18 protein-coding genes are annotated in these 19,718 nt (G+C 59.2%); 7 read left to right on the forward strand and 11 right to left on the reverse strand.

Annotated features, from left to right (window positions below):
- Positions 1 to 78: 78 nt before the first annotated feature.
- Genes yidC through rpmH form a run of 4 tightly spaced genes read right to left on the reverse strand, consistent with a single transcriptional unit; the run spans position 79 to position 2,554 of the window.
- Positions 79 to 1,761, reverse strand: a complete 1,683-nt coding sequence (gene yidC, locus L6D82_RS16710; RefSeq protein ID WP_085748005.1) for a membrane protein insertase YidC — start codon at positions 1,759 to 1,761, stop codon at positions 79 to 81.
- 2 nt (positions 1,762 to 1,763) lie between these two features.
- Complete coding sequence (gene yidD / locus L6D82_RS16715; RefSeq protein ID WP_010465488.1) at positions 1,764 to 2,009, reverse strand: membrane protein insertion efficiency factor YidD; 246 nt, start codon at positions 2,007 to 2,009, stop codon at positions 1,764 to 1,766.
- A complete protein-coding gene (gene rnpA, locus L6D82_RS16720) occupies positions 2,002 to 2,403 on the reverse strand; it encodes a ribonuclease P protein component (protein ID WP_011336726.1) in 402 nt (133 codons plus the stop codon). Before rnpA ends, yidD begins: the two co-directional genes overlap by 8 nt.
- Positions 2,404 to 2,419: 16 nt before the next feature.
- Positions 2,420 to 2,554, reverse strand: coding sequence for a 50S ribosomal protein L34 (gene rpmH / locus L6D82_RS16725; protein WP_003213577.1), 135 nt, complete (start codon positions 2,552 to 2,554; stop codon positions 2,420 to 2,422).
- 568 nt (positions 2,555 to 3,122) lie between these two features.
- Here rpmH and dnaA point away from each other — a divergent pair.
- Genes dnaA through gyrB form a run of 4 tightly spaced genes read left to right on the forward strand, consistent with a single transcriptional unit; the run spans position 3,123 to position 9,330 of the window.
- A complete protein-coding gene (gene dnaA / locus L6D82_RS16730) occupies positions 3,123 to 4,646 on the forward strand; it encodes a chromosomal replication initiator protein DnaA (RefSeq protein WP_011331732.1) in 1,524 nt (507 codons plus the stop codon).
- 39 nt (positions 4,647 to 4,685) lie between these two features.
- A complete protein-coding gene (dnaN, locus tag L6D82_RS16735) occupies positions 4,686 to 5,789 on the forward strand; it encodes a DNA polymerase III subunit beta (RefSeq protein WP_007954131.1) in 1,104 nt (367 codons plus the stop codon).
- 14 nt (positions 5,790 to 5,803) lie between these two features.
- The gene (gene recF, locus L6D82_RS16740; RefSeq protein WP_003220208.1) at positions 5,804 to 6,907 is read left to right on the forward strand and encodes a DNA replication/repair protein RecF; all 1,104 of its coding nucleotides are present in this window, start codon (positions 5,804 to 5,806) and stop codon (positions 6,905 to 6,907) included.
- 5 nt (positions 6,908 to 6,912) lie between these two features.
- Entirely contained in the window at positions 6,913 to 9,330 is a 2,418-nt protein-coding gene (gyrB, locus tag L6D82_RS16745) for a DNA topoisomerase (ATP-hydrolyzing) subunit B (RefSeq protein ID WP_011331734.1), read from the forward strand.
- Between the two features lie 62 nt (positions 9,331 to 9,392).
- Here gyrB and L6D82_RS16750 read toward each other — a convergent pair whose 3' ends face one another.
- Positions 9,393 to 10,109: a response regulator transcription factor gene (locus L6D82_RS16750; protein WP_064592400.1), complete on the reverse strand. Its 717-nt coding sequence runs from the start codon at positions 10,107 to 10,109 to the stop codon at positions 9,393 to 9,395.
- A gap of 163 nt (positions 10,110 to 10,272) precedes the next feature.
- On the opposite strand from L6D82_RS16750, the gene L6D82_RS16755 reads away from it, so the two are divergent.
- Positions 10,273 to 11,814, forward strand: coding sequence for a sensor histidine kinase (locus L6D82_RS16755; protein ID WP_129972470.1), 1,542 nt, complete (start codon positions 10,273 to 10,275; stop codon positions 11,812 to 11,814).
- A 157-nt stretch (positions 11,815 to 11,971) separates the two neighbouring features.
- Here L6D82_RS16755 and L6D82_RS16760 read toward each other — a convergent pair whose 3' ends face one another.
- The 4 genes from L6D82_RS16760 to glyQ form a co-directional block, all read right to left on the reverse strand.
- Positions 11,972 to 12,751, reverse strand: a complete 780-nt coding sequence (locus L6D82_RS16760; RefSeq protein WP_102687905.1) for a lysophospholipid acyltransferase family protein — start codon at positions 12,749 to 12,751, stop codon at positions 11,972 to 11,974.
- Positions 12,752 to 12,833: 82 nt separating this feature from the next.
- Positions 12,834 to 13,373 (reverse strand): D-glycero-beta-D-manno-heptose 1,7-bisphosphate 7-phosphatase, encoded by a 540-nt coding sequence (gmhB, locus tag L6D82_RS16765; protein WP_165369524.1) that lies wholly within the window; start codon positions 13,371 to 13,373, stop codon positions 12,834 to 12,836.
- Between the two features lie 4 nt (positions 13,374 to 13,377).
- The gene (gene glyS, locus L6D82_RS16770; RefSeq protein ID WP_102687904.1) at positions 13,378 to 15,432 is read right to left on the reverse strand and encodes a glycine--tRNA ligase subunit beta; all 2,055 of its coding nucleotides are present in this window, start codon (positions 15,430 to 15,432) and stop codon (positions 13,378 to 13,380) included.
- The gene (glyQ, locus tag L6D82_RS16775; RefSeq protein WP_003187265.1) at positions 15,429 to 16,382 is read right to left on the reverse strand and encodes a glycine--tRNA ligase subunit alpha; all 954 of its coding nucleotides are present in this window, start codon (positions 16,380 to 16,382) and stop codon (positions 15,429 to 15,431) included. The genes glyS and glyQ overlap by 4 nt, the downstream gene beginning before the upstream one ends.
- 81 nt (positions 16,383 to 16,463) lie before the next feature.
- Here glyQ and tag point away from each other — a divergent pair, with 81 nt between their 5' ends.
- Positions 16,464 to 17,021 (forward strand): DNA-3-methyladenine glycosylase I, encoded by a 558-nt coding sequence (tag, locus tag L6D82_RS16780; protein ID WP_007954111.1) that lies wholly within the window; start codon positions 16,464 to 16,466, stop codon positions 17,019 to 17,021.
- 40 nt (positions 17,022 to 17,061) lie between these two features.
- Complete coding sequence (locus tag L6D82_RS16785; protein WP_085748012.1) at positions 17,062 to 17,949, forward strand: lysophospholipid acyltransferase; 888 nt, start codon at positions 17,062 to 17,064, stop codon at positions 17,947 to 17,949.
- Between the two features lie 51 nt (positions 17,950 to 18,000).
- Here the strand turns inward: L6D82_RS16785 and L6D82_RS16790 are convergent, their stop codons facing one another.
- Together L6D82_RS16790 and trkA are read right to left on the reverse strand one after the other, a co-directional pair.
- The gene (locus tag L6D82_RS16790) at positions 18,001 to 18,315 is read right to left on the reverse strand and encodes a tetratricopeptide repeat protein (protein WP_134021484.1); all 315 of its coding nucleotides are present in this window, start codon (positions 18,313 to 18,315) and stop codon (positions 18,001 to 18,003) included.
- 20 nt (positions 18,316 to 18,335) lie between these two features.
- Positions 18,336 to 19,712, reverse strand: a complete 1,377-nt coding sequence (gene trkA / locus L6D82_RS16795; RefSeq protein ID WP_085606334.1) for a Trk system potassium transporter TrkA — start codon at positions 19,710 to 19,712, stop codon at positions 18,336 to 18,338.
- Between the last annotated feature and the right edge of the window lie 6 nt (positions 19,713 to 19,718).

Raw genomic sequence — 19,718 nt, forward strand, 5'->3', positions numbered from 1 at the left:
CCGGTATCCAGACAAAAATGGCAGATAGCAAAACGCCCCACTAGGGGGCGTTTTGAGTGGTGTTATCCACAGAGTAAGTTACGCCTCGGCTTTTTTCGTCGCCGCTTCGATCTTACGCGTGATGTACCACTGTTGGGCAATCGACAGGCAGTTGTTCACAACCCAGTACAGCACCAGACCCGCCGGGAACCACAGGAAGAAGAAGGTGAAGATGATTGGCATCATTTTCATCACCTTGGCCTGCATCGGATCCGGAGGTGTAGGGTTCAGACGCTGCTGGATGAACATGGTCGCACCCATGATGATCGGCAGGATGAAGAACGGATCCTTGATCGACAGGTCGGTAATCCACAGCATGAACGGCGCCTGGCGCATTTCCACGCTTTCCAGCAGAACCCAGTACAGGGAAAGGAAAACCGGCATCTGCACCAGGATCGGCAAGCAGCCGCCCAGCGGATTGATCTTCTCTTTCTTGTACAGCTCCATCATGGCTTGCGACATTTTCTGCCGGTCATCGCCATGTTGCTCTTTCAGTGCAGCCAGTTTCGGAGCCACGGCGCGCATGCGGGCCATCGACTTGTAGCTGGCGGCCGACAGAGGGAAGAAGATCCCTTTGATCAGCATGGTCAGGAAGATGATTGACCAGCCCCAGTTGCCGACGATGCTGTGGATATGTTGCAGCAGCCAGAAGATTGGCTGGGCAATGAACCACAGAATCCCGTAGTCGACAGTCAGTTCCAGACCTGGGGACAACTCTTTCAGCACAGCCTGGCTTTTCGGACCGGCGTACAGAACAGCGCTGGTTTCGACTTTCGCACCCGGTGCAGCGGTCAGCGAAGGACCGGTGTAACCGATGATGTAGTTGCCTTTGCTGTCTTTACGGGTCTGGACGATGTTGTTTTCGCCCTTCGGAGCAACCCATGCAGTCACGAAGTAGTGTTGCAGCCAGGCTACCCAACCACCGGTGACAGTTTCCTTGAGCTGAGCTTTGTCCATGTCCTTCATGGACACTTTCTTGTACGGCTCGGAACTTGTCCACAGGGCGGCGCCCAGGTAAGTCGCGGTACCGGTAGCAGTGGTCGACGAAGGATCAGCGCTTGCATCGCGTTTCAGCTGAGCAAACATCGAACCGGACCAAGGCTGAGCGCTCTGGTTGTCGATCAGATAGGTCACGGTCACGTCATACAGGCCACGTTTCAAGGTGAAACGCTTGATGTAATTGACGCCGTCCTTGCTGAACTTCAGGTCGACGACCAGTTGGTCCTGACCGTCAGCCAGTTGATAAGTCTTCTTCTCCGAGGAGTAGACCGGACGACCGGCCGGGTTTGCATCCGGACCGTTGGTGCCAATCAGACCGCTCTGTGCCAGATAAGTACGTTCGCCACCGTTGTCGAACAGCTGGAACGGAACGTCCGGACGATCCTGACGACGTGGATACAGCGGCAAGGTCAGCTGGGCAACATCGCCACCTTGTGGATCGATCGCGAGATCGAGCACATCGGTTTTGATCTGGATCAGATCCTTGCTGACGGCGACCGGCGTTTCGGCAGGTGCGCTGGTATCGCTTGCGGCGCGCGGAATATCGTCACTGGCAGCAGCATTATTGCCAGTGGCGGTGTCCGGCAAACCGGATGTAGTCGTACTGGAAGCAACATTCTGAGTCGGCAGGGCAGCCTGGCCATAGTCCTGGTTCCATTTAAGGACCATGACGTAGGACACGATTGCCAGGGCGACGATCAGGATCGTGCGTTTGATATCCATGATTACTCGGCCATCGAAGAAGAACGGGAGGTAGGGATAGGTGGAACCGGGTCATAACCACCGGGATTCCACGGATGACAGCGACCTAAACGACGAAAGGTCAGCCAGCCACCGCGCAGAAGGCCATGATTTTCGATGGCTTCATACGCGTAGCAAGAACAACTGGGGTAGAAACGACAGTGACTGGCCATCAGGGGACTAATGGCGTAGCGATAAAACTGGATCGGAACGAGCGCCAGTTTACGCATCTGGACTGTCTACCCCTACAGTTTCGGTTTTGACTGCTGGTACCGGCTTGTTGCGTGCCAGACGTTTCCAGAGTTTGCCGAAATGCTGAATCAATTCGGGGTTTTCTACGTCACCCAAACCTTTGCGCGCGACGATAACGATGTCCCAGCCGACCAGTGAATCCTGGTGCAGGCGAAACGATTCGCGCATAAGACGTTTGAGGCGATTGCGCTCGACGGAGAGCTTGACGCTCTTTTTCCCGATAACCAGCCCGAGACGGGGGTGATCGAGATCGTTGTTGCGCGCAAGGAGCAGGAGATTTTTCCCCGGAACCTTGCCGGTAGGGGAGTCAAAGACTGCCTTGAAATGCCGGGGAGTAAGCAGACGCTTTTCCCGACTGAAGTCCTGACTCACCTCCAGTGCCGGATTATCAAACTGCCAGACGTGCGCGGCCTTTGGCGCGACGACGCGACAGTACGGCACGACCGTTCTTGGTAGCCATGCGAGCACGGAAACCGTGGGTACGAGCGCGTTTGATAGTGCTTGGTTGGAAAGTACGTTTCATGTCGTGTTACCTGGTTCGTCCACAACGGGCCGGAATGGCCCCCGTTTTAAGAGACCGGGGATTCTAGAGAAAGCAAGCCAATAGGTCAATTTCCAACCAACGTTTCCTTATAAATAGATCTTCGGAGCCGCCAGGACCTGTTTACCCGGTTTGCCAAAGATAAAAATAAAGAAGGGAATTATTTAAAGCTTTTCTGTAAAGCTTGTAAAAGCTAGGTACACAGTTATCTGTGGATAACTGGCTCAAGGCCTTGTTTCAAGCGATGTACAGAGAATGACAACTACAGTGGAAAACCGTGTTCAGCCTGTGCTGCGCTGTCGGATAACCTGTGTGTGGAATAGGTTGTTATCCACAGGCTGGTTATCCACCGACTTTCGCCCCCAGTTGTCCAGTGTGCTCAGATAGGGTTATCCACAGAGCTTATGCACACACCGTCGGTCGCCTTTTTCGCGTTTAACGCATTGATAAATCATGTCCACCGGGCAACCTGCATGTGGATAAGTGGACGACTGGCCGCTACAATGGCCGCTTGTTTTTGCCTCACCGGCTTTCAACTTAGGGGATATCCGTGTCAGTGGAACTTTGGCAGCAGTGCGTGGAGCTTTTGCGCGAAGAGCTGCCTGCCCAACAATTCAACACCTGGATCCGTCCACTACAGGTCGAAGCCGAAGGCGACGAGTTGCGCGTCTACGCACCGAACCGTTTTGTTCTGGACTGGGTCAACGAAAAGTACCTGGGGCGCGTCCTTGAACTGCTGGATGAGCATGGCAACGGTCTCGCACCGTCGCTCTCCTTATTAATAGGCAGCAAGCGCAGTTCGGCTCCTCGTGCCGCACCGAACGCACCGTTGGCTGCTGCGCAAGTGTCCCAGGCTCAGGCCAATGCCGCGCCGGCCAGTGCGCCAGCACCAGCTCCGACGCCTGCGCCGACCAAGCGCACAACGCAGAAAACAGAAGAGATCAGTGAAGAGCCGTCCCGCGACAGCTTCGATCCGATGGCTGGTGCCGCGTCTCAACAGGCCCCGGTTCGCGCCGAACAGCGCACCGTGCAGGTCGAAGGCGCGCTCAAGCATACCAGCTACCTGAACCGCACCTTTACCTTCGAAAACTTTGTCGAAGGTAAATCCAACCAGCTCGCCCGTGCGGCGGCCTGGCAGGTGGCAGACAACCCGAAGCACGGCTACAACCCGCTCTTCCTTTATGGCGGCGTAGGTCTGGGTAAGACGCACTTGATGCACGCGGTGGGTAACCATCTCTTAAAGAAGAACCCGAATGCCAAGGTCGTGTACCTGCATTCCGAGCGTTTCGTTGCCGACATGGTCAAGGCACTGCAACTGAACGCGATCAACGAGTTCAAGCGTTTCTACCGTTCGGTGGACGCCCTGCTGATTGACGACATTCAGTTCTTCGCCCGCAAGGAACGTTCCCAGGAAGAGTTTTTCCACACCTTCAACGCCCTGCTTGAAGGTGGTCAGCAGGTCATTCTCACCAGTGACCGCTACCCGAAAGAAATCGAAGGCCTTGAAGAGCGCCTTAAATCCCGCTTTGGCTGGGGCCTGACGGTTGCCGTCGAGCCGCCGGAACTGGAAACCCGCGTCGCCATCTTGATGAAGAAGGCCGACCAGGCCAAAGTCGAGTTGCCACACGATGCGGCGTTCTTCATTGCCCAGCGCATTCGCTCCAACGTCCGTGAACTGGAAGGCGCGCTGAAACGCGTGATCGCCCACTCGCACTTCATGGGCCGCGACATCACCATCGAGTTGATTCGCGAATCCCTGAAAGACCTGTTGGCGTTGCAGGACAAACTGGTCTCTGTGGATAACATTCAGCGCACCGTCGCCGAGTACTACAAGATCAAGATCTCCGACTTGCTGTCCAAACGCCGCTCGCGTTCGGTCGCTCGTCCGCGTCAGGTGGCCATGGCATTGTCCAAGGAACTGACCAACCACAGCCTGCCGGAAATCGGCGATGTGTTTGGCGGCCGCGACCACACGACGGTGTTGCACGCCTGCCGCAAGATCAACGAACTTAAGGAATCCGACGCGGACATCCGCGAGGACTACAAGAACCTGCTGCGTACACTGACCACTTGATGAACACCAGCGCAGCTTATTAAGGCAAGGGACTAGACCATGCATTTCACCATTCAACGCGAAGCCCTGTTGAAACCCCTGCAACTGGTCGCAGGCGTCGTCGAGCGCCGACAGACCTTGCCGGTACTGTCCAACGTGCTGCTGGTTGTCGATGGCCAGCAACTGTCGCTGACCGGTACCGACCTGGAAGTCGAGCTGGTCGGTCGCGTGCAACTCGAGGAGCCGGCTGAAACAGGTTCCATCACCGTGCCTGCGCGCAAGCTGATGGACATCTGCAAGAGCCTGCCGAACGATGCGCTGATCGATATCAAGGTCGACGAGCAGAAGCTGGTGGTGAAAGCCGGCCGTAGCCGTTTCACCCTGTCGACCCTGCCGGCCAACGATTTCCCGACTGTGGAAGAAGGCCCGGGTTCGCTGACCACCAGCCTGGAACAGAGCAAGCTGCGTCGTCTGATCGAACGCACCAGTTTCGCCATGGCCCAGCAGGACGTGCGTTACTACCTCAATGGTATGTTGCTGGAAGTGTCGACCGGTGTGATCCGTGCCGTGGCTACCGACGGTCACCGTCTGGCCATGTGCTCGATGCAGGCCGACATCGGTCAGCAGGAACGCCATCAGGTGATCGTGCCGCGTAAAGGCATTCTCGAACTGGCACGTCTGCTCACCGAGCCGGACGGTAACGTCAGCATCGTCCTGGGCCAGCACCACATCCGTGCGACCACCGGCGAATTCACCTTCACCTCGAAACTGGTCGACGGCAAGTTCCCGGACTACGAGCGCGTTCTGCCGAAGGGCGGCGACAAGCTGGTACTGGGCGATCGTCAGGCGTTGCGCGAAGCGTTCAGCCGTACCGCGATTCTGTCCAACGAGAAGTACCGCGGTATCCGTCTGCAACTGGCCAGCGGTCAGTTGAAGATCCAGGCCAACAACCCGGAGCAGGAAGAAGCGGAAGAAGAAGTAGGCGTGGAATACAACGGCGGCTCCCTGGAAATCGGCTTCAACGTCAGCTATCTGCTCGACGTGCTGGGCGTGATGACTACCGAGCAGGTTCGTCTGATCCTGTCCGACTCCAACAGCAGTGCGCTGGTGCAAGAGTCCGACAATGACGATTCGGCTTATGTTGTCATGCCGATGCGTCTGTAATCAGCTGACTCTGGATGTCGCTAAGTCGCGTCTCGGTCACCGCGGTGCGCAATCTGCACCCGGTGACCTTCTCCCCCTCCCCCCGAATCAACATTCTTTACGGCGCCAACGGCAGCGGCAAAACCAGTGTTCTGGAAGCCATTCACCTGCTGGGGCTTGCCCGTTCGTTTCGTAGCACGCGACTGTTGCCGGTCATCCAATATGAGCAACTCGCTTGCACCGTATTCGGTCAGGTCGAACTCGCCGAGGGTGGCCACAGCGCATTGGGGATATCCCGCGACCGTCAGGGCGAGTTCCAGATTCGCATCGATGGTCAGAATGCTCGTAGCGCTGCACAACTGGCGGAAATCCTGCCGCTGCAGTTGATCAACCCCGACAGCTTTCGCCTGCTGGAAGGCGCGCCGAAGATTCGCCGGCAGTTCCTCGACTGGGGTGTGTTCCACGTCGAGCCGCGGTTCATGGCCACCTGGCAGCGTTTGCAGAAGGCCTTGCGCCAGAGAAACTCCTGGCTGCGGCATGGTACACTTGACGCCGTTTCGCAAGCGGTTTGGGACAGGGAACTGTGCCAGGCCAGCGCTGAAATCGATGAATACCGCCGCGCTTACATCAAAGCCTTGAAACCAGTCTTTGAACAAACCTTGAGCGAACTGGTTGAGCTCGAAGGTTTGACGCTCAGCTATTACCGAGGCTGGGACAAGGACCGGGAATTGAGCGCCGTACTTGCCGGATCCGTGCAACGGGACCAGCAGATGGGTCATACCCAGGCCGGGCCACAACGGGCTGACTTGCGTCTTAGATTGGGCGCACACAATGCCGCGGACATCTTGTCCCGGGGTCAGCAGAAGTTAGTGGTCTGTGCATTGCGGATTGCCCAGGGGCATCTGGTGAGCCAGGCCCGACGCGGCCAGTGTATTTATCTGGTGGATGACTTGCCGTCCGAACTGGACGAGAGCCACCGTCGCGCGCTGTGCCGCTTGCTGGAAGACTTACGCTGCCAGGTCTTTATCACCTGTGTAGATCACGAATTATTGAGGGAAGGCTGGCAGACGGAAACGCCAGTCGCTCTGTTCCACGTGGAACAGGGCCGTATCACCCAGACCCACGACCATCGGGAGTGAAGGCATTGAGCGAAGAAAATACGTACGACTCATCGAGCATTAAAGTGCTGAAAGGCCTGGATGCCGTGCGCAAACGTCCCGGTATGTACATTGGTGACACCGACGATGGCAGCGGTCTGCACCACATGGTGTTCGAGGTGGTCGACAACTCGATCGACGAAGCCCTCGCCGGCCACTGCGACGACATCAGCATCATCATCCACCCGGATGAGTCCATCACCGTTAAAGACAACGGCCGTGGCATCCCGGTAGACGTGCACAAAGAGGAAGGCGTTTCCGCCGCCGAGGTCATCATGACCGTCCTCCACGCTGGCGGTAAGTTTGACGATAACTCCTACAAGGTATCCGGCGGTCTGCACGGTGTAGGTGTTTCTGTTGTGAACGCGCTGTCCGAAGAGCTGGTTCTGACCGTTCGCCGCAGCGGCAAGATCTGGGAACAGACCTACGTTCACGGCGTGCCTCAGGCACCGATGGCGATCGTTGGCGACAGCGAAACCACCGGTACCCAGATTCACTTCAAGGCTTCCAGCGAAACCTTCAAGAACATTCACTTCAGCTGGGACATCCTGGCCAAGCGCATTCGTGAACTGTCCTTCCTCAACTCCGGTGTCGGCATCGTCCTCAAGGATGAGCGCAGCGGAAAGGAAGAGCTGTTCAAGTACGAAGGCGGCCTGCGTGCGTTCGTTGAATACCTGAACACCAACAAGACTGCGGTCAACCAGGTGTTCCACTTCAACATCCAGCGTGAAGACGGCATCGGCGTGGAAATCGCCCTGCAGTGGAACGACAGTTTCAACGAGAACCTGTTGTGCTTCACCAACAACATTCCGCAGCGCGACGGCGGCACCCACCTGGTGGGCTTCCGTTCCGCACTGACGCGTAACCTGAACAACTACATCGAGCAGGAAGGTCTGGCGAAGAAGCACAAAGTCGCCACCACCGGTGACGATGCCCGTGAAGGCTTGACCGCGATCATCTCGGTGAAGGTGCCGGATCCGAAGTTCAGCTCCCAGACCAAAGACAAGCTGGTGTCTTCCGAAGTGAAGACCGCGGTCGAACAGGAAATGGGCAAGTACTTCTCCGACTTCCTGCTGGAAAACCCGAACGAAGCCAAACTGGTCGTCGGCAAGATGATCGACGCCGCCCGTGCCCGTGAAGCGGCGCGCAAGGCCCGTGAGATGACCCGCCGCAAAGGCGCGCTGGACATCGCCGGCCTGCCAGGCAAGCTCGCTGACTGTCAGGAAAAAGACCCGGCGCTGTCCGAACTGTACCTCGTGGAAGGTGACTCCGCGGGCGGCTCTGCCAAGCAGGGTCGTAACCGCAAGACCCAGGCCATCCTGCCGCTGAAGGGCAAGATCCTCAACGTCGAGAAAGCCCGTTTCGACAAGATGATCTCGTCCCAGGAAGTGGGCACCCTGATCACCGCACTGGGCTGCGGTATCGGTCGCGAAGAGTACAACATCGACAAGCTGCGCTATCACAACATCATCATCATGACCGATGCTGACGTCGACGGTTCGCACATCCGTACCCTGCTGCTGACCTTCTTCTTCCGTCAGTTGCCTGAGCTGATCGAGCGCGGCTACATCTACATCGCCCAGCCGCCGCTGTACAAGGTCAAGAAAGGCAAGCAAGAGCAATACATCAAAGACGACGACGCCATGGAAGAGTACATGACGCAGTCGGCCCTGGAAGATGCGAGCCTGCACCTGAACGAAGACGCCCCAGGCATTTCCGGCGAAGCGCTGGAACGACTGGTGAACGACTTCCGCATGGTGATGAAGACCCTCAAGCGTCTGTCGCGCCTTTACCCGCAGGAGCTGACCGAGCACTTCATCTACCTGCCGGCCGTGAGCCTGGAAATGCTCGGCGACCACGCCAAGATGCAAGACTGGCTGGCCCAGTACGAAGTCCGTCTGCGCACCGTCGAGAAGTCGGGCCTGGTCTACAAGGCCAGCCTGCGTGAAGACCGTGAACGTGGCGTGTGGCTGCCAGAGGTCGAACTGATCTCCCACGGCCTGTCGAACTACGTCACCTTCAACCGCGACTTCTTCGGCAGCAACGATTACAAGACCGTCGTCACCCTCGGTGCTCAACTGAGCACCCTGCTCGACGAAGGCGCGTACATCCAGCGTGGCGAGCGCAAGAAAGCGGTCACCGAGTTCAAGGAAGCCCTGGACTGGCTGATGGCCGAAAGCACCAAGCGCCACACCATCCAGCGATACAAAGGTCTGGGCGAAATGAACCCGGATCAGCTGTGGGAAACCACCATGGACCCAAGCGTGCGCCGCATGCTGAAAGTCACCATCGAAGACGCCATCGGCGCAGACCAGATCTTCAACACCCTGATGGGTGATGCGGTCGAACCTCGCCGTGACTTCATCGAGAGCAACGCTCTGGCGGTTTCCAACCTGGATTTCTGATCCCGGTCGGCGCTAACGAAAAGGCCAACGCACAAGCGTTGGCCTTTTTTATTGCCTGCGATTCACTCCCCTGCCGCCACACTCTCCAACCGATACCCATACCCATAAATCGTCAGCAACTGCCAACCCCGATCCGCCGTCAGCCCGAGCTTGTTGCGCAGGCGATAGATATGAGTGTCCAGTGGCCGAGACGTGGACATTTCTTCGTGGGGCCAGAATCGTTCGTATAGGTAATCCCGTGACAGCGGTCGGCCAAGGTTGCTGAACAGACAATGGGCGAGACGATACTCACGTTCAGTCATGACGATCGGTTTCCCGTCGCGGGTGACGGTCAGTTCGGCATCGTCGAACACCAGGTCATTGAAACGCAGAACCTCGGCCGGGGCGCTTCGTTGCAGGCTGTGCCGACGCAATACCGCCGCCACGCGGGCCTTCAGTTCATTGGGCCGAAACGGTTTGCTGACGTAATCGTCGGCCCCGGCATTCAGGGCCTGGACGATATCGCTTTCACCGTCGCGGCTGGTGAGCATGATGGCCGCCGGGGGGGCTTCCATGTGTTCGCGGGTCCAGCGCAGCAGCGCGAGGCCGGTGAGGTCGGGCAATTGCCAATCGAGGATCAGCAGGTCGAAGGTTTCCCGGCGCAACTGTCGCAGCAGGTCTTCACCACTTTCGAAGCTGTGCAGTGACCAGGGCTGTCCTCCGGCCTCGGCCATTTGTTGCAGGGTCTGCTCGACCCGGCGCAGTTCGGCGGGTTCATCGTCTAGTATCGCAACGCGCATACGCGGTGGTTCCTTGTCGCTCGGGTGGGTGCCGACCGGATCGGCTCACTCCATGCAGTGAAAGTAAGCGGCACGCCATAGGGCGAGCCGCTATGATTCTTCGGGTCTACGTCCTCAGACCGGCCGCCTATGAAACCATTCAACCCGCCCTGCCCTGTTTCCCATGAATAACCAGCGCCGACATGAAAGCCGCGTCCCCAGCCAGGTTCAGCGTTTGTTCCGGCAACTGGTGCGCGAGTGGGTGTGGATAAGTCTAGTGCTGTTGCCGCTGACTGCACTGCTTTCCTGGCGCGCGCAGATCAATTTGCATGACCCGGCGCCATTGATGGGCGCAGGACTCTCGGTAGCCATGGTCGCGTGCGTACTTGGATTGCTGCTGTGGCGTCCACGTCTGGCGCTCTGGCTGACATTGGGCGGGATGGCCTGCGTGCTGCTGACCAGTGCGGGGCTGGCGGAGATGAGGCGTTGGTGGTCGCCGACACCGGCGGTGCTGGGTATGTTGTTCGGTTATTTGATCTGGAACTGGCGACGTCTGAGCGTGGTGCTGACCTATTTCGGCTGGGAGCTGGCGCGGCTGGACAGTGAACCGAAAGTCTTTCCCGAACGGCGTCGGGCGCAGTTTCCCAGCGCCGACCGCTTGCAGGGGCAGATCATGGCGCTTGAGCAAGCCATGAGCCGCACCCGCGATACCCGCCGATTCATTGCCGACGGGCTGGAGTATCTGCCGGTCGCAACGCTGATCAGCGATCCACGGGGACAAGTCTTGTTGGGCAACCGCAAGGCCCGGAGCCTGTTCGATCACAATCTGGTGGGCGAGGATGTGCTCGATCAACTCGCGAGCCTGGGCTATCCGGAGTTGTCCACAGAGTCGCGTCCGCCGCTATCCGAGCTTCCTCTGCTGGAATTTCGTGACCACAAGGAGCGTAGCCTGCGTCTGGAGCGCGCCGCTTTATTGCCGGTCGATGGCGACTTGCCGATCGGCTGGCTCCTGAGCCTCACTGACCTGAGCGCCGAACGCGCCGCCGAGGAACAGCGCGGTGTGTTGCTGCGCTTCCTGTCCCATGACCTGCGTGCCCCTCATTCGGCGATTCTTGCCCTGCTCGAGGTACACCGGCATCAGACGGGAACGGATTCGCCGCTGTTCGAACAGATTGAGCGCCAGGTACGCCGGGCGCTGGAGCTCACCGACGGCTTTGTTCTGCTGGCACGGGCCGAATCCGAGACGTATCAGTTTCAACCGAGCCTGTTCGGGATGCTGGTCATGGACGTGCTGGATCAGGCCTTGCCCATCGCCCAGCAAAAACGCATTGAGCTTTTGAGCGACATGGACGAACAATCACACGAGCGCCTGATCCTGGCCGATCAGGGCTTGCTGACCCGCGCACTGTTCAACCTGCTGGAAAATGCAATCAAGTACAGCCCGGCCGGATCAACCGTCGATCTGCGTGTCAGTTGCCACAACGACTGGCTGCGTTGTGAACTGACCGATCAAGGCAAAGGCATCGCTGCAGAGGAGCTGCCCGACCTGTTCAGCCAGTACCGGCGCTTTTCTTCTGCACAGGGCATCGACGGCGTGGGCCTGGGGTTGTCGATGGTCAAAGCCGTGGTCGATCACCATGGCGGTCGGATCGAGTGCCTGAGCGTGGTCGATCAAGGCACGACGTTCCGCCTGGATCTGCCGCTGATCGCCGAAGAGCAGGCATAAAAAAACCGGCTATATCAGCCGGTTTCCTTACTTCCGAAAAAAACTTATGCACCTTTTACGGCGTTTTATCAGTTTCGGAAATATATAAGTAAATCAGTTACTTAATTTGATAATTCGGGACTTTGCGAACAAACCGTACACAGGTTATCCACAAATCTCAGACAGCGATCTGATCGTTCGCAGCCGGTGCCTCAGGGGCCGGAGGCAGCGAGCCCATTTCTCGTTGCGTTTTCTCGTTCCACGCCTGCACCCGGTCATTCAGATCGGCGATGGCGCGCGGGCCGCTGCCCTCGGCGTACATCGGCTCACCGATGACCACGGTAATCACACCCTGCTTTTTACCCCAACCGATTTTCGGCCAGAACTTGCCGGCATTGTGCGCAATCGGCAGCACCGGAAGCGCCGCATTCACCGCCAACGCGCTGCCACTGCGGGAGAACTTGCCGATGGTGCCGTGGGGAACGCGAGTGCCTTCAGGGAAGATCAGCACCCAGACATTATCCTTGAGCAGCTCGTCACCCTTCGCAGCCACTTGCTTGAGGGCGGCTTTCGGGTTGTCGCGGTCAATCGCGATCGGCCGCAGCATGGCCATCGCCCAGCCGAAGAACGGCACGTACAGCAGTTCGCGCTTGAGCACCTGGCTCAAGGGCGAGAAATAAGCGGAGAGAAAAAACGTCTCCCACGTGCTCTGGTGGTTCGATTGAATCACGCAGGGCCGGTCAGGGACGTTTTCCGCGCCTTTGACTTCGTAACGGATACCGAGAAACACCTTGGTCAACCACAAGGCGCAGCGGCACCAGTACACGTTGATGAAACGATAGCGCGCCTTGAACGGCAGAAAGGGCGCGATAAAAAAGCTCAGGCTGCACCACAGCAGAGCGGTGGTGCCCAGCAGCAGGTAAAAGAGGAAGATTCTGATGGCCTGCAGTATCGACATGGCGACGTTTACCGTTACGGGCGATGCCCGACTGTTCAAGCGCACTCCCGATCAATCCCTGGTCAGGAACTTCAGAAGCACTCTAGTTGTGGATAAGTTCTGCGGCAATCGCCGCGAGATCGTCAAAAATCAGGGTGCCCACCGGCAAGGTCTTGGCCTGAGTCTTTTCGCCTTTCCCGGTCTTTACCAAAACGGGCTGTGAATCGACGGCTTTGGCGGCCTCCAGGTCACCAAGGCTGTCGCCGACGAACCAGACATTCGTCAGCGCGACGTCGTAATGCTGCGCGATGGTTTTCAACATCCCCGGTTTCGGCTTGCGGCAGTCGCAACCCTCGTCCGGCCCATGCGGGCAGTACACGATCAACCCGACTTCACCGCCCTGCTCCGCCACCAGTTCGCGCAGACGCGCGTGCATGGCATCGAGGGTGGCGAGGTCGTAGTAGCCGCGAGCAATGCCCGACTGGTTGGTGGCGACCGCCACCGTCCAGCCGGCCTTGCTCAACTGCGCAATCGCTTCGATCGAGCCGGGCAGCGGAATCCACTCCTCCACCGACTTGATGTAAGCGTCGGAGTCGTAATTGATCACTCCGTCCCGATCGAGAATCAGCAGTTTCAACAGCAATCCCTCAACCCAGCAGCGAAATGTCGGCAACGCCCAGGAACAGGCCACGCAGACGCGCCAGCAGCGCGTAACGGTTGGCCCGTACATTGGCGTCTTCGGCATTGACCATCACCGCGTCGAAGAACGCGTCGACCGGCTCGCGCAGGGCGGCCAGACGTGCCAGCGATTCGTTGTACTGACGCGCCGCGGCCATTGGCTGTACAGCCTGGTCCGCCTGCTGGATCGCCGAGTACAGTGAGAACTCGTTGGCGTTGTCGAAGTACTTGGCCTGAACGTCGGTCGGCACCGAGCCTTCGACTTTACTCAGCAGGTTCGAAACACGCTTGTTCACCGCCGCCAGCGCTGCCGCTTCCGGCAGTTTGCGGAAGGCCTGCACCGCTTGCACACGCTGGTCGAAGTCCAGCGCCGAACCCGGCTTCAGGGCACGTACCGACAGGTAAGTGGCAACATCCACGCCTTCGTCTTCGTAACGCGCACGCAGACGATCGAAGATGAACTCCAGCACCGCGTCGTTCAGGCCGGCAGCCTTGACCTTGGCACCAAACGCATTCACGGCGAACGCCACGGCGTCGTTCAGGTCCAGATCCAGTTGTTTCTCGATCAGGATCCGCAGCACGCCCAGTGCCGCACGGCGCAGGGCATACGGGTCTTTGCTGCCGGTCGGCAACATGCCGATGCCGAAGATGCCGACCAGGGTGTCGAGCTTGTCGGCGATGGCCACGGCCGCACCGGTCAGGGTGGCTGGCAGTTCAGCGCCGGCACCGCGCGGCATGTACTGCTCGTTCAGCGCCAGGGCGACGTCTTCCGGCTCGCCGTCATTGAGGGCGTAGTAGTAACCGGCGACACCTTGCATCTCCGGGAACTCGCCGACCATTTCGGTGGCCAGGTCGCACTTCGACAGCAACCCTGCACGGGCAGCCCACGAAGCGTTGCCACCGATGCGAGCGGCGATGTACGCGGCCAGTTTCGATACGCGCTCGGCCTTGTCGTAGACGCTGCCGAGTTTTTCCTGGAACACCACGTTCTGCAGGCGATCGTTGAACGCTTCGAGCTTCTGCTTCTTGTCCTGCTTGAAGAAGAACTCGGCGTCGGTCAGACGTGGGCGAACCACTTTCTCGTTACCGGCGATGATCTGCTGCGGGTCTTTGGATTCGATGTTGGCCACGGTGATGAAACGCGGCAGCAACTTGCCATCGGCATCCAGCAGGCAGAAGTACTTCTGGTTGTCCTGCATGGTGGTGATCAGCGCTTCCTGCGGCACGTCCAGGAAACGTTCCTCGAACGAGCACACCAGCGGCACCGGCCACTCGACCAGCGCAGTCACTTCGTCGAGCAGCGCCGGTGGCACGATCGCGGTGCCTTCCTGACGGGTCGCCAGCTCTTCGGTGCGCTTGCTGATGATTTCGCGACGCTCGTTGGCGTCGGCCAGCACGTAGGCGGCACGCAGATCTGCCAGATAGCTCGACGGCGAACCGATGCGCACGCTTTCCGGGTGGTGGAAACGGTGGCCACGGGATTCACGACCAGCCTTTTGGGCAAGGATCGTGCAGTCGATGACCTGGTCGCCGAGCAGCATCACCAGCCACTGGGTCGGACGCACGAACTCTTCCTTGCGCGCACCCCAACGCATGCGTTTCGGGATCGGCAGATCGTTCAGCGAGTCTTCGACGATGGTCGGCAGCAGGCTGGCGGTCGGCTTGCCGGCGATGTTCTGGCTGTAGCGCAGTTTAGGACCGCTCTGGTCGATTTCACTCAGATCGACGCCGCACTTCTTGGCAAAGCCCAGTGCCGCTTGAGTCGGGTTGCCTTCGGCATCGAAAGCGGCCTGACGCGGCGGGCCGTCGAGGTTGATGCTGCGATCCGGCTGCTGGGTGGCCAGCGCGGTGATCAGCACAGCCAGACGGCGCGGCGCGGCGTAGACGGTTTTGGTCTCGTAATTCAGGCCGGCAGCTTGCAGGCCCTTGTCGATACCGGCCAGGAACGCTTCGGCCAGGGTGTTCAGGGCTTTGGGTGGCAGTTCTTCGGTGCCCAGTTCAACCAGAAAATCTTGAGCACTCATTGTGCAGCCTCCAGCTTGGCCAGTACTTCGTCACGCAGGTCCGGGGTTGCCATCGGGAAGCCCAGCTTGGCGCGGGCCAGCAGGTAGGCTTGGGCGACGGAACGCGCCAGGGTGCGAACGCGCAGAATGTATTGCTGACGCGCAGTCACCGAGATCGCCCGGCGCGCATCCAGCAGGTTGAAGGTGTGCGAGGCCTTCAGAACCATTTCGTAGCTTGGCAACGGCAGCGGCTGGTCGAGTTCGATCAGGCGCTTGGCTTCGCTTTCATAGAAATCGAACAGTTCGAACAGCTTGTCGACGTTGGCGTGTTCGAAGTTGTAGGTGGACTGCTCCACTTCGTTCTGGTGGAACACGTCGCCGTAGGTCACTTTGCCGAACGGACCGTCAGCCCAGACCAGGTCGTAGACCGAGTCCACGCCCTGCAGGTACATGGCCAGACGCTCCAGACCGTAGGTGATCTCGCCGGTCACCGGGTAGCACTCGATGCCGCCCGCCTGCTGGAAGTAAGTGAACTGGGTCACTTCCATACCGTTCAGCCAGACTTCCCAGCCCAGACCCCAGGCGCCGAGGGTCGGCGATTCCCAGTTGTCTTCGACGAAGCGGATGTCGTGGACCAGCGGGTCCAGGCCGACATGCTTGAGGGAGCCCAGGTACAGCTCCTGAAAGTTGTCCGGGTTCGGCTTCAGGACTACCTGGAACTGGTAGTAGTGCTGCAGACGGTTCGGGTTTTCGCCGTAACGGCCGTCAGTCGGACGGCGGCTTGGCTGCACGTAGGCGGCGTTCCAGGTTTCCGGGCCGATGGCGCGCAGGAATGTCGCGGTGTGGAAAGTGCCGGCGCCTACTTCCATATCGTAGGGCTGAAGTACCACACAACCTTGCTCGGCCCAGTATTGCTGGAGCGCGAGGATCAAGTCTTGGAAGGTACGCACGGCTGGCGTAGGCTGGCTCACGAAATTCACCTGTTTCTTGGGCTGCGATTTAAAGAGCGGGAGTATACCCGATTCAGTCGCACCTCCACCCCCTGGAGCCTTATGCCACGCTGCTTTTGGTGCAACGAAGATCCGCTGTACATGGCTTACCACGATCAGGAGTGGGGCACGCCGCTACGCGATGCGCAGGGTTTGTTCGAGTTGCTTTTGCTCGAAGGGTTCCAGGCCGGGCTTTCGTGGATCACCGTACTGCGTAAACGCGAGCGGTATCGCGAGGTGTTGTTCGGCTTCGACGTACAGCGCGTGGCGCAGATGAGCGACGCGGAAATCGACGAATTGATGCTCGATCCGGGGATCATCCGCAACCGCCTCAAGCTCAACGCCGCGCGGCGCAACGCCCAGGCCTGGCTGGCGCTGGAGGATCCGGTGGCCTTCCTCTGGTCGTTTGTGGATAACCGCCCGGTGATCAATCATTTCAAGGATCGCAGCGAAGTCCCGGCGATCACCCCGCAGGCCGTGGCCATGAGCAAAGGCCTGAAAAAGGCCGGTTTCACCTTTGTCGGTCCGACCATCTGCTACGCGCTGATGCAGGCCTCGGGCATGGTCATGGATCACACCCAGGACTGCGACCGCTACGCGCAGCTCGTCAACGCCGGTTAGAATGGCCGCCTCGCGCACAGCACAAGATCAGGAGTGACCTGTGGAAAAGTTTAAAGGCGCCATGCTGGTTGGCGCTCTGCGGCTGTTTGCCCTGCTTCCGTGGCGGGCCGTGCAGGCCGTGGGTTCGGCGATCGGCTGGATCATGTGGAAAACCCCCAACCGTTCCCGCGATGTGGTGCGGATCAACCTCGCCAAATGTTTTCCACAGATGGACCCGGCCGAACGCGAGCGTCTGGTCGGCCAGACCCTGAAAGACATCGGCAAGTCCCTGACCGAAAGCGCCTGCGCCTGGATCTGGCCGGCCCAGCGTTCCATCGACCTGGTGCGCGAAGTCGAAGGGCTCGAAGTGCTGAAAGAAGCGCTGGCCTCGGGCAAGGGCGTGGTCGGCATCACCAGCCACCTGGGCAACTGGGAGGTGCTCAACCACTTCTATTGCAGCCAGTGCAAACCGATCATTTTCTACCGGCCGCCGAAGCTCAAGGCTGTGGACGAATTGCTGCGCAAACAACGCGTGCAACTGGGCAACAAGGTCGCTGCGTCGACCAAGGAAGGCATCCTCAGTGTCATCAAGGAAGTGCGCAAGGGTGGTCAGGTGGGGATTCCCGCGGACCCGGAACCGGCCGAATCCGCCGGGATCTTCGTGCCGTTCTTCGCTACTCAGGCCCTGACCAGCAAGTTCGTACCGAACATGCTCGCCGGTGGCAAAGCGGTTGGGGTGTTCCTGCATGCCCTGCGGTTGCCGGACGGTTCCGGCTATAAGGTGATCCTCGAAGCGGCGCCGGAAGCGATGTACAGCACCGACACTGAAACCTCCTGCGCGGCGATGAGTAAAGTCGTCGAGCGTTATGTGGCGGCTTATCCGAGCCAGTACATGTGGAGCATGAAGCGCTTCAAGAAGCGTCCGCCGGGCGAAGCGCGCTGGTACTGATCGGCAATGTGCGTTTGTGGATAACCTGACCAAACGGGTTATCCACAGCCGTCACGGCTTCTGCCGTTCGAGCTTCTTCAGAAACACCGTCATTTCCTTCTCGGCCTGCTTGTCGCCATGGGCCCGGGCCGCTTCCAGCCCCTGCTCCCACGCATGACGCGCAGCCGCCATGTCACCCAGCGCCACTTGCGCCTTGCCCAACAATTTCCACGCCGCCGAGTATTTCGGATCGAAGCCGACGCAACGCTGGAAATGCTCGGCTGCCTTCGCATTCTCCCCCAGATCCAGATAACTCTTGCCGAGGCCGAAGCGCAGCAGCGAGTTATCCACACCCTTGGCGAGCATTTTTTCCAGGGATTCGATCATCGGTCTCGCCTCTTGGTCGGTCAGAAGAAACTCAGTCCTACGTGGAACAGCTTCTCCACATCGCGAATATGCTTTTTATCCACAAGGAACAGGATCACATGGTCGCCCGCTGCGATCACCGTGTCGTCATGAGCGATGATCACTTCTTCATCGCGAATGATCGCGCCGATGGTGGTCCCCGGCGGCAGCGCGATGTTTTCGATGGCCTTGCCGATGACTTTGCTCGACTTCGAATCGCCATGGGCCACCGCTTCGATGGCCTCTGCCGCGCCCCGACGCAATGAGTGCACGCTGACGATATCGCCGCGCCGCACGTGGGCCAGCAAGGTGCCGATAGTCGCCAGTTGCGGGCTGATGGCGATGTCGATGTCGCCGCCCTGGATCAGGTCGACGTACGCCGGGTTGTTGATGATCGTCATCACCTTCTTCGCGCCCAGACGTTTGGCCAGCAGCGACGACATGATGTTGGCTTCGTCATCGTTGGTCAGGGCAAGGAAGATGTCCGCGTCGGCAATATTCTCTTCCAGCAGCAGGTCGCGATCCGACGCGCTGCCCTGCAGCACCACGGTGCTGTCGAGTGTGTCGGAGAGATAACGGCAGCGCGCCGGGTTCATCTCGATGATCTTCACCTGGTAGCGGCTTTCGATGGCCTCGGCCAGCCGCTCGCCGATCTGCCCGCCACCGGCGATGACGATGCGCTTGTAGCTTTCGTCTAGACGGCGCATTTCGCTCATCACTGCGCGAATGTTCGCACGGGCGGCGATGAAGAAGACTTCGTCGTCGGCCTCGATCACGGTATCGCCCTGGGGAAGAATCGGTCGGTCACGACGGAAAATCGCGGCCACTCGGGTTTCCACATTCGGCATGTGTTCTCGCAACTGGCGCAGTTGCTGACCCACCAGCGGCCCGCCGTAGTAGGCGCGCACCGCGACGAGTTGCGCCTGGCCTTCGGCGAAATCGATCACCTGCAAGGCGCCGGGATGCTGGATCAGACGCTTGATGTAGTTGGTGACCACCTGCTCGGGACTGATCAGCACATCGACCGGAATCGCCTCGTTCTGGAACAGTTGCTCTTCGCGAGTCAGGTACGACGCTTCGCGCACCCGGGCAATCTTGGTCGGGGTGTGGAACAGGGTGTGAGCGACCTGGCAGGCGACCATGTTGGTCTCGTCGCTGTTGGTCACCGCGACTAGCATGTCGGCGTCGTCGGCACCGGCCTGACGCAGAATGTTCGGCAACGAGCCACGGCCCTGTACTGTGCGGATGTCGAGGCGATCGCCAAGATCGCGCAGACGGTCGCCGTCAGTGTCGACCACCGTGATGTCGTTGGCCTCGCTGGCCAGATGTTCAGCCAGCGAACCGCCGACCTGTCCCGCACCGAGGATGATGATTTTCATCCAGTC

The sequence above is a fragment of the Pseudomonas paraglycinae genome (assembly GCF_021601625.1).
In the GTDB taxonomy this organism is placed as follows: Bacteria; Pseudomonadota; Gammaproteobacteria; order Pseudomonadales; family Pseudomonadaceae; genus Aquipseudomonas; species Aquipseudomonas paraglycinae.

What these genes read in the sequence shown, in the direction of transcription:
- yidC (WP_085748005.1), bottom strand. Translation starts at nt 1,761, where the DNA reads ATGGATATCAAACGCACGATCCTGATCGTCGCCCTGGCAATCGTGTCC.
- yidD (WP_010465488.1), bottom strand. Translation starts at nt 2,009, where the DNA reads ATGCGTAAACTGGCGCTCGTTCCGATCCAGTTTTATCGCTACGCCATT.
- tag (WP_007954111.1), top strand. Translation starts at nt 16,464, where the DNA reads ATGCCACGCTGCTTTTGGTGCAACGAAGATCCGCTGTACATGGCTTAC.
- trkA (WP_085606334.1), bottom strand. Translation starts at nt 19,712, where the DNA reads ATGAAAATCATCATCCTCGGTGCGGGACAGGTCGGCGGTTCGCTGGCT.
- dnaN (WP_007954131.1), top strand. Translation starts at nt 4,686, where the DNA reads ATGCATTTCACCATTCAACGCGAAGCCCTGTTGAAACCCCTGCAACTG.
- L6D82_RS16755 (WP_129972470.1), top strand. Translation starts at nt 10,273, where the DNA reads ATGAATAACCAGCGCCGACATGAAAGCCGCGTCCCCAGCCAGGTTCAG.
- recF (WP_003220208.1), top strand. Translation starts at nt 5,804, where the DNA reads ATGTCGCTAAGTCGCGTCTCGGTCACCGCGGTGCGCAATCTGCACCCG.
- L6D82_RS16750 (WP_064592400.1), bottom strand. Translation starts at nt 10,109, where the DNA reads ATGCGCGTTGCGATACTAGACGATGAACCCGCCGAACTGCGCCGGGTC.
- rpmH (WP_003213577.1), bottom strand. Translation starts at nt 2,554, where the DNA reads ATGAAACGTACTTTCCAACCAAGCACTATCAAACGCGCTCGTACCCAC.
- glyS (WP_102687904.1), bottom strand. Translation starts at nt 15,432, where the DNA reads ATGAGTGCTCAAGATTTTCTGGTTGAACTGGGCACCGAAGAACTGCCA.
- L6D82_RS16760 (WP_102687905.1), bottom strand. Translation starts at nt 12,751, where the DNA reads ATGTCGATACTGCAGGCCATCAGAATCTTCCTCTTTTACCTGCTGCTG.
- L6D82_RS16790 (WP_134021484.1), bottom strand. Translation starts at nt 18,315, where the DNA reads ATGATCGAATCCCTGGAAAAAATGCTCGCCAAGGGTGTGGATAACTCG.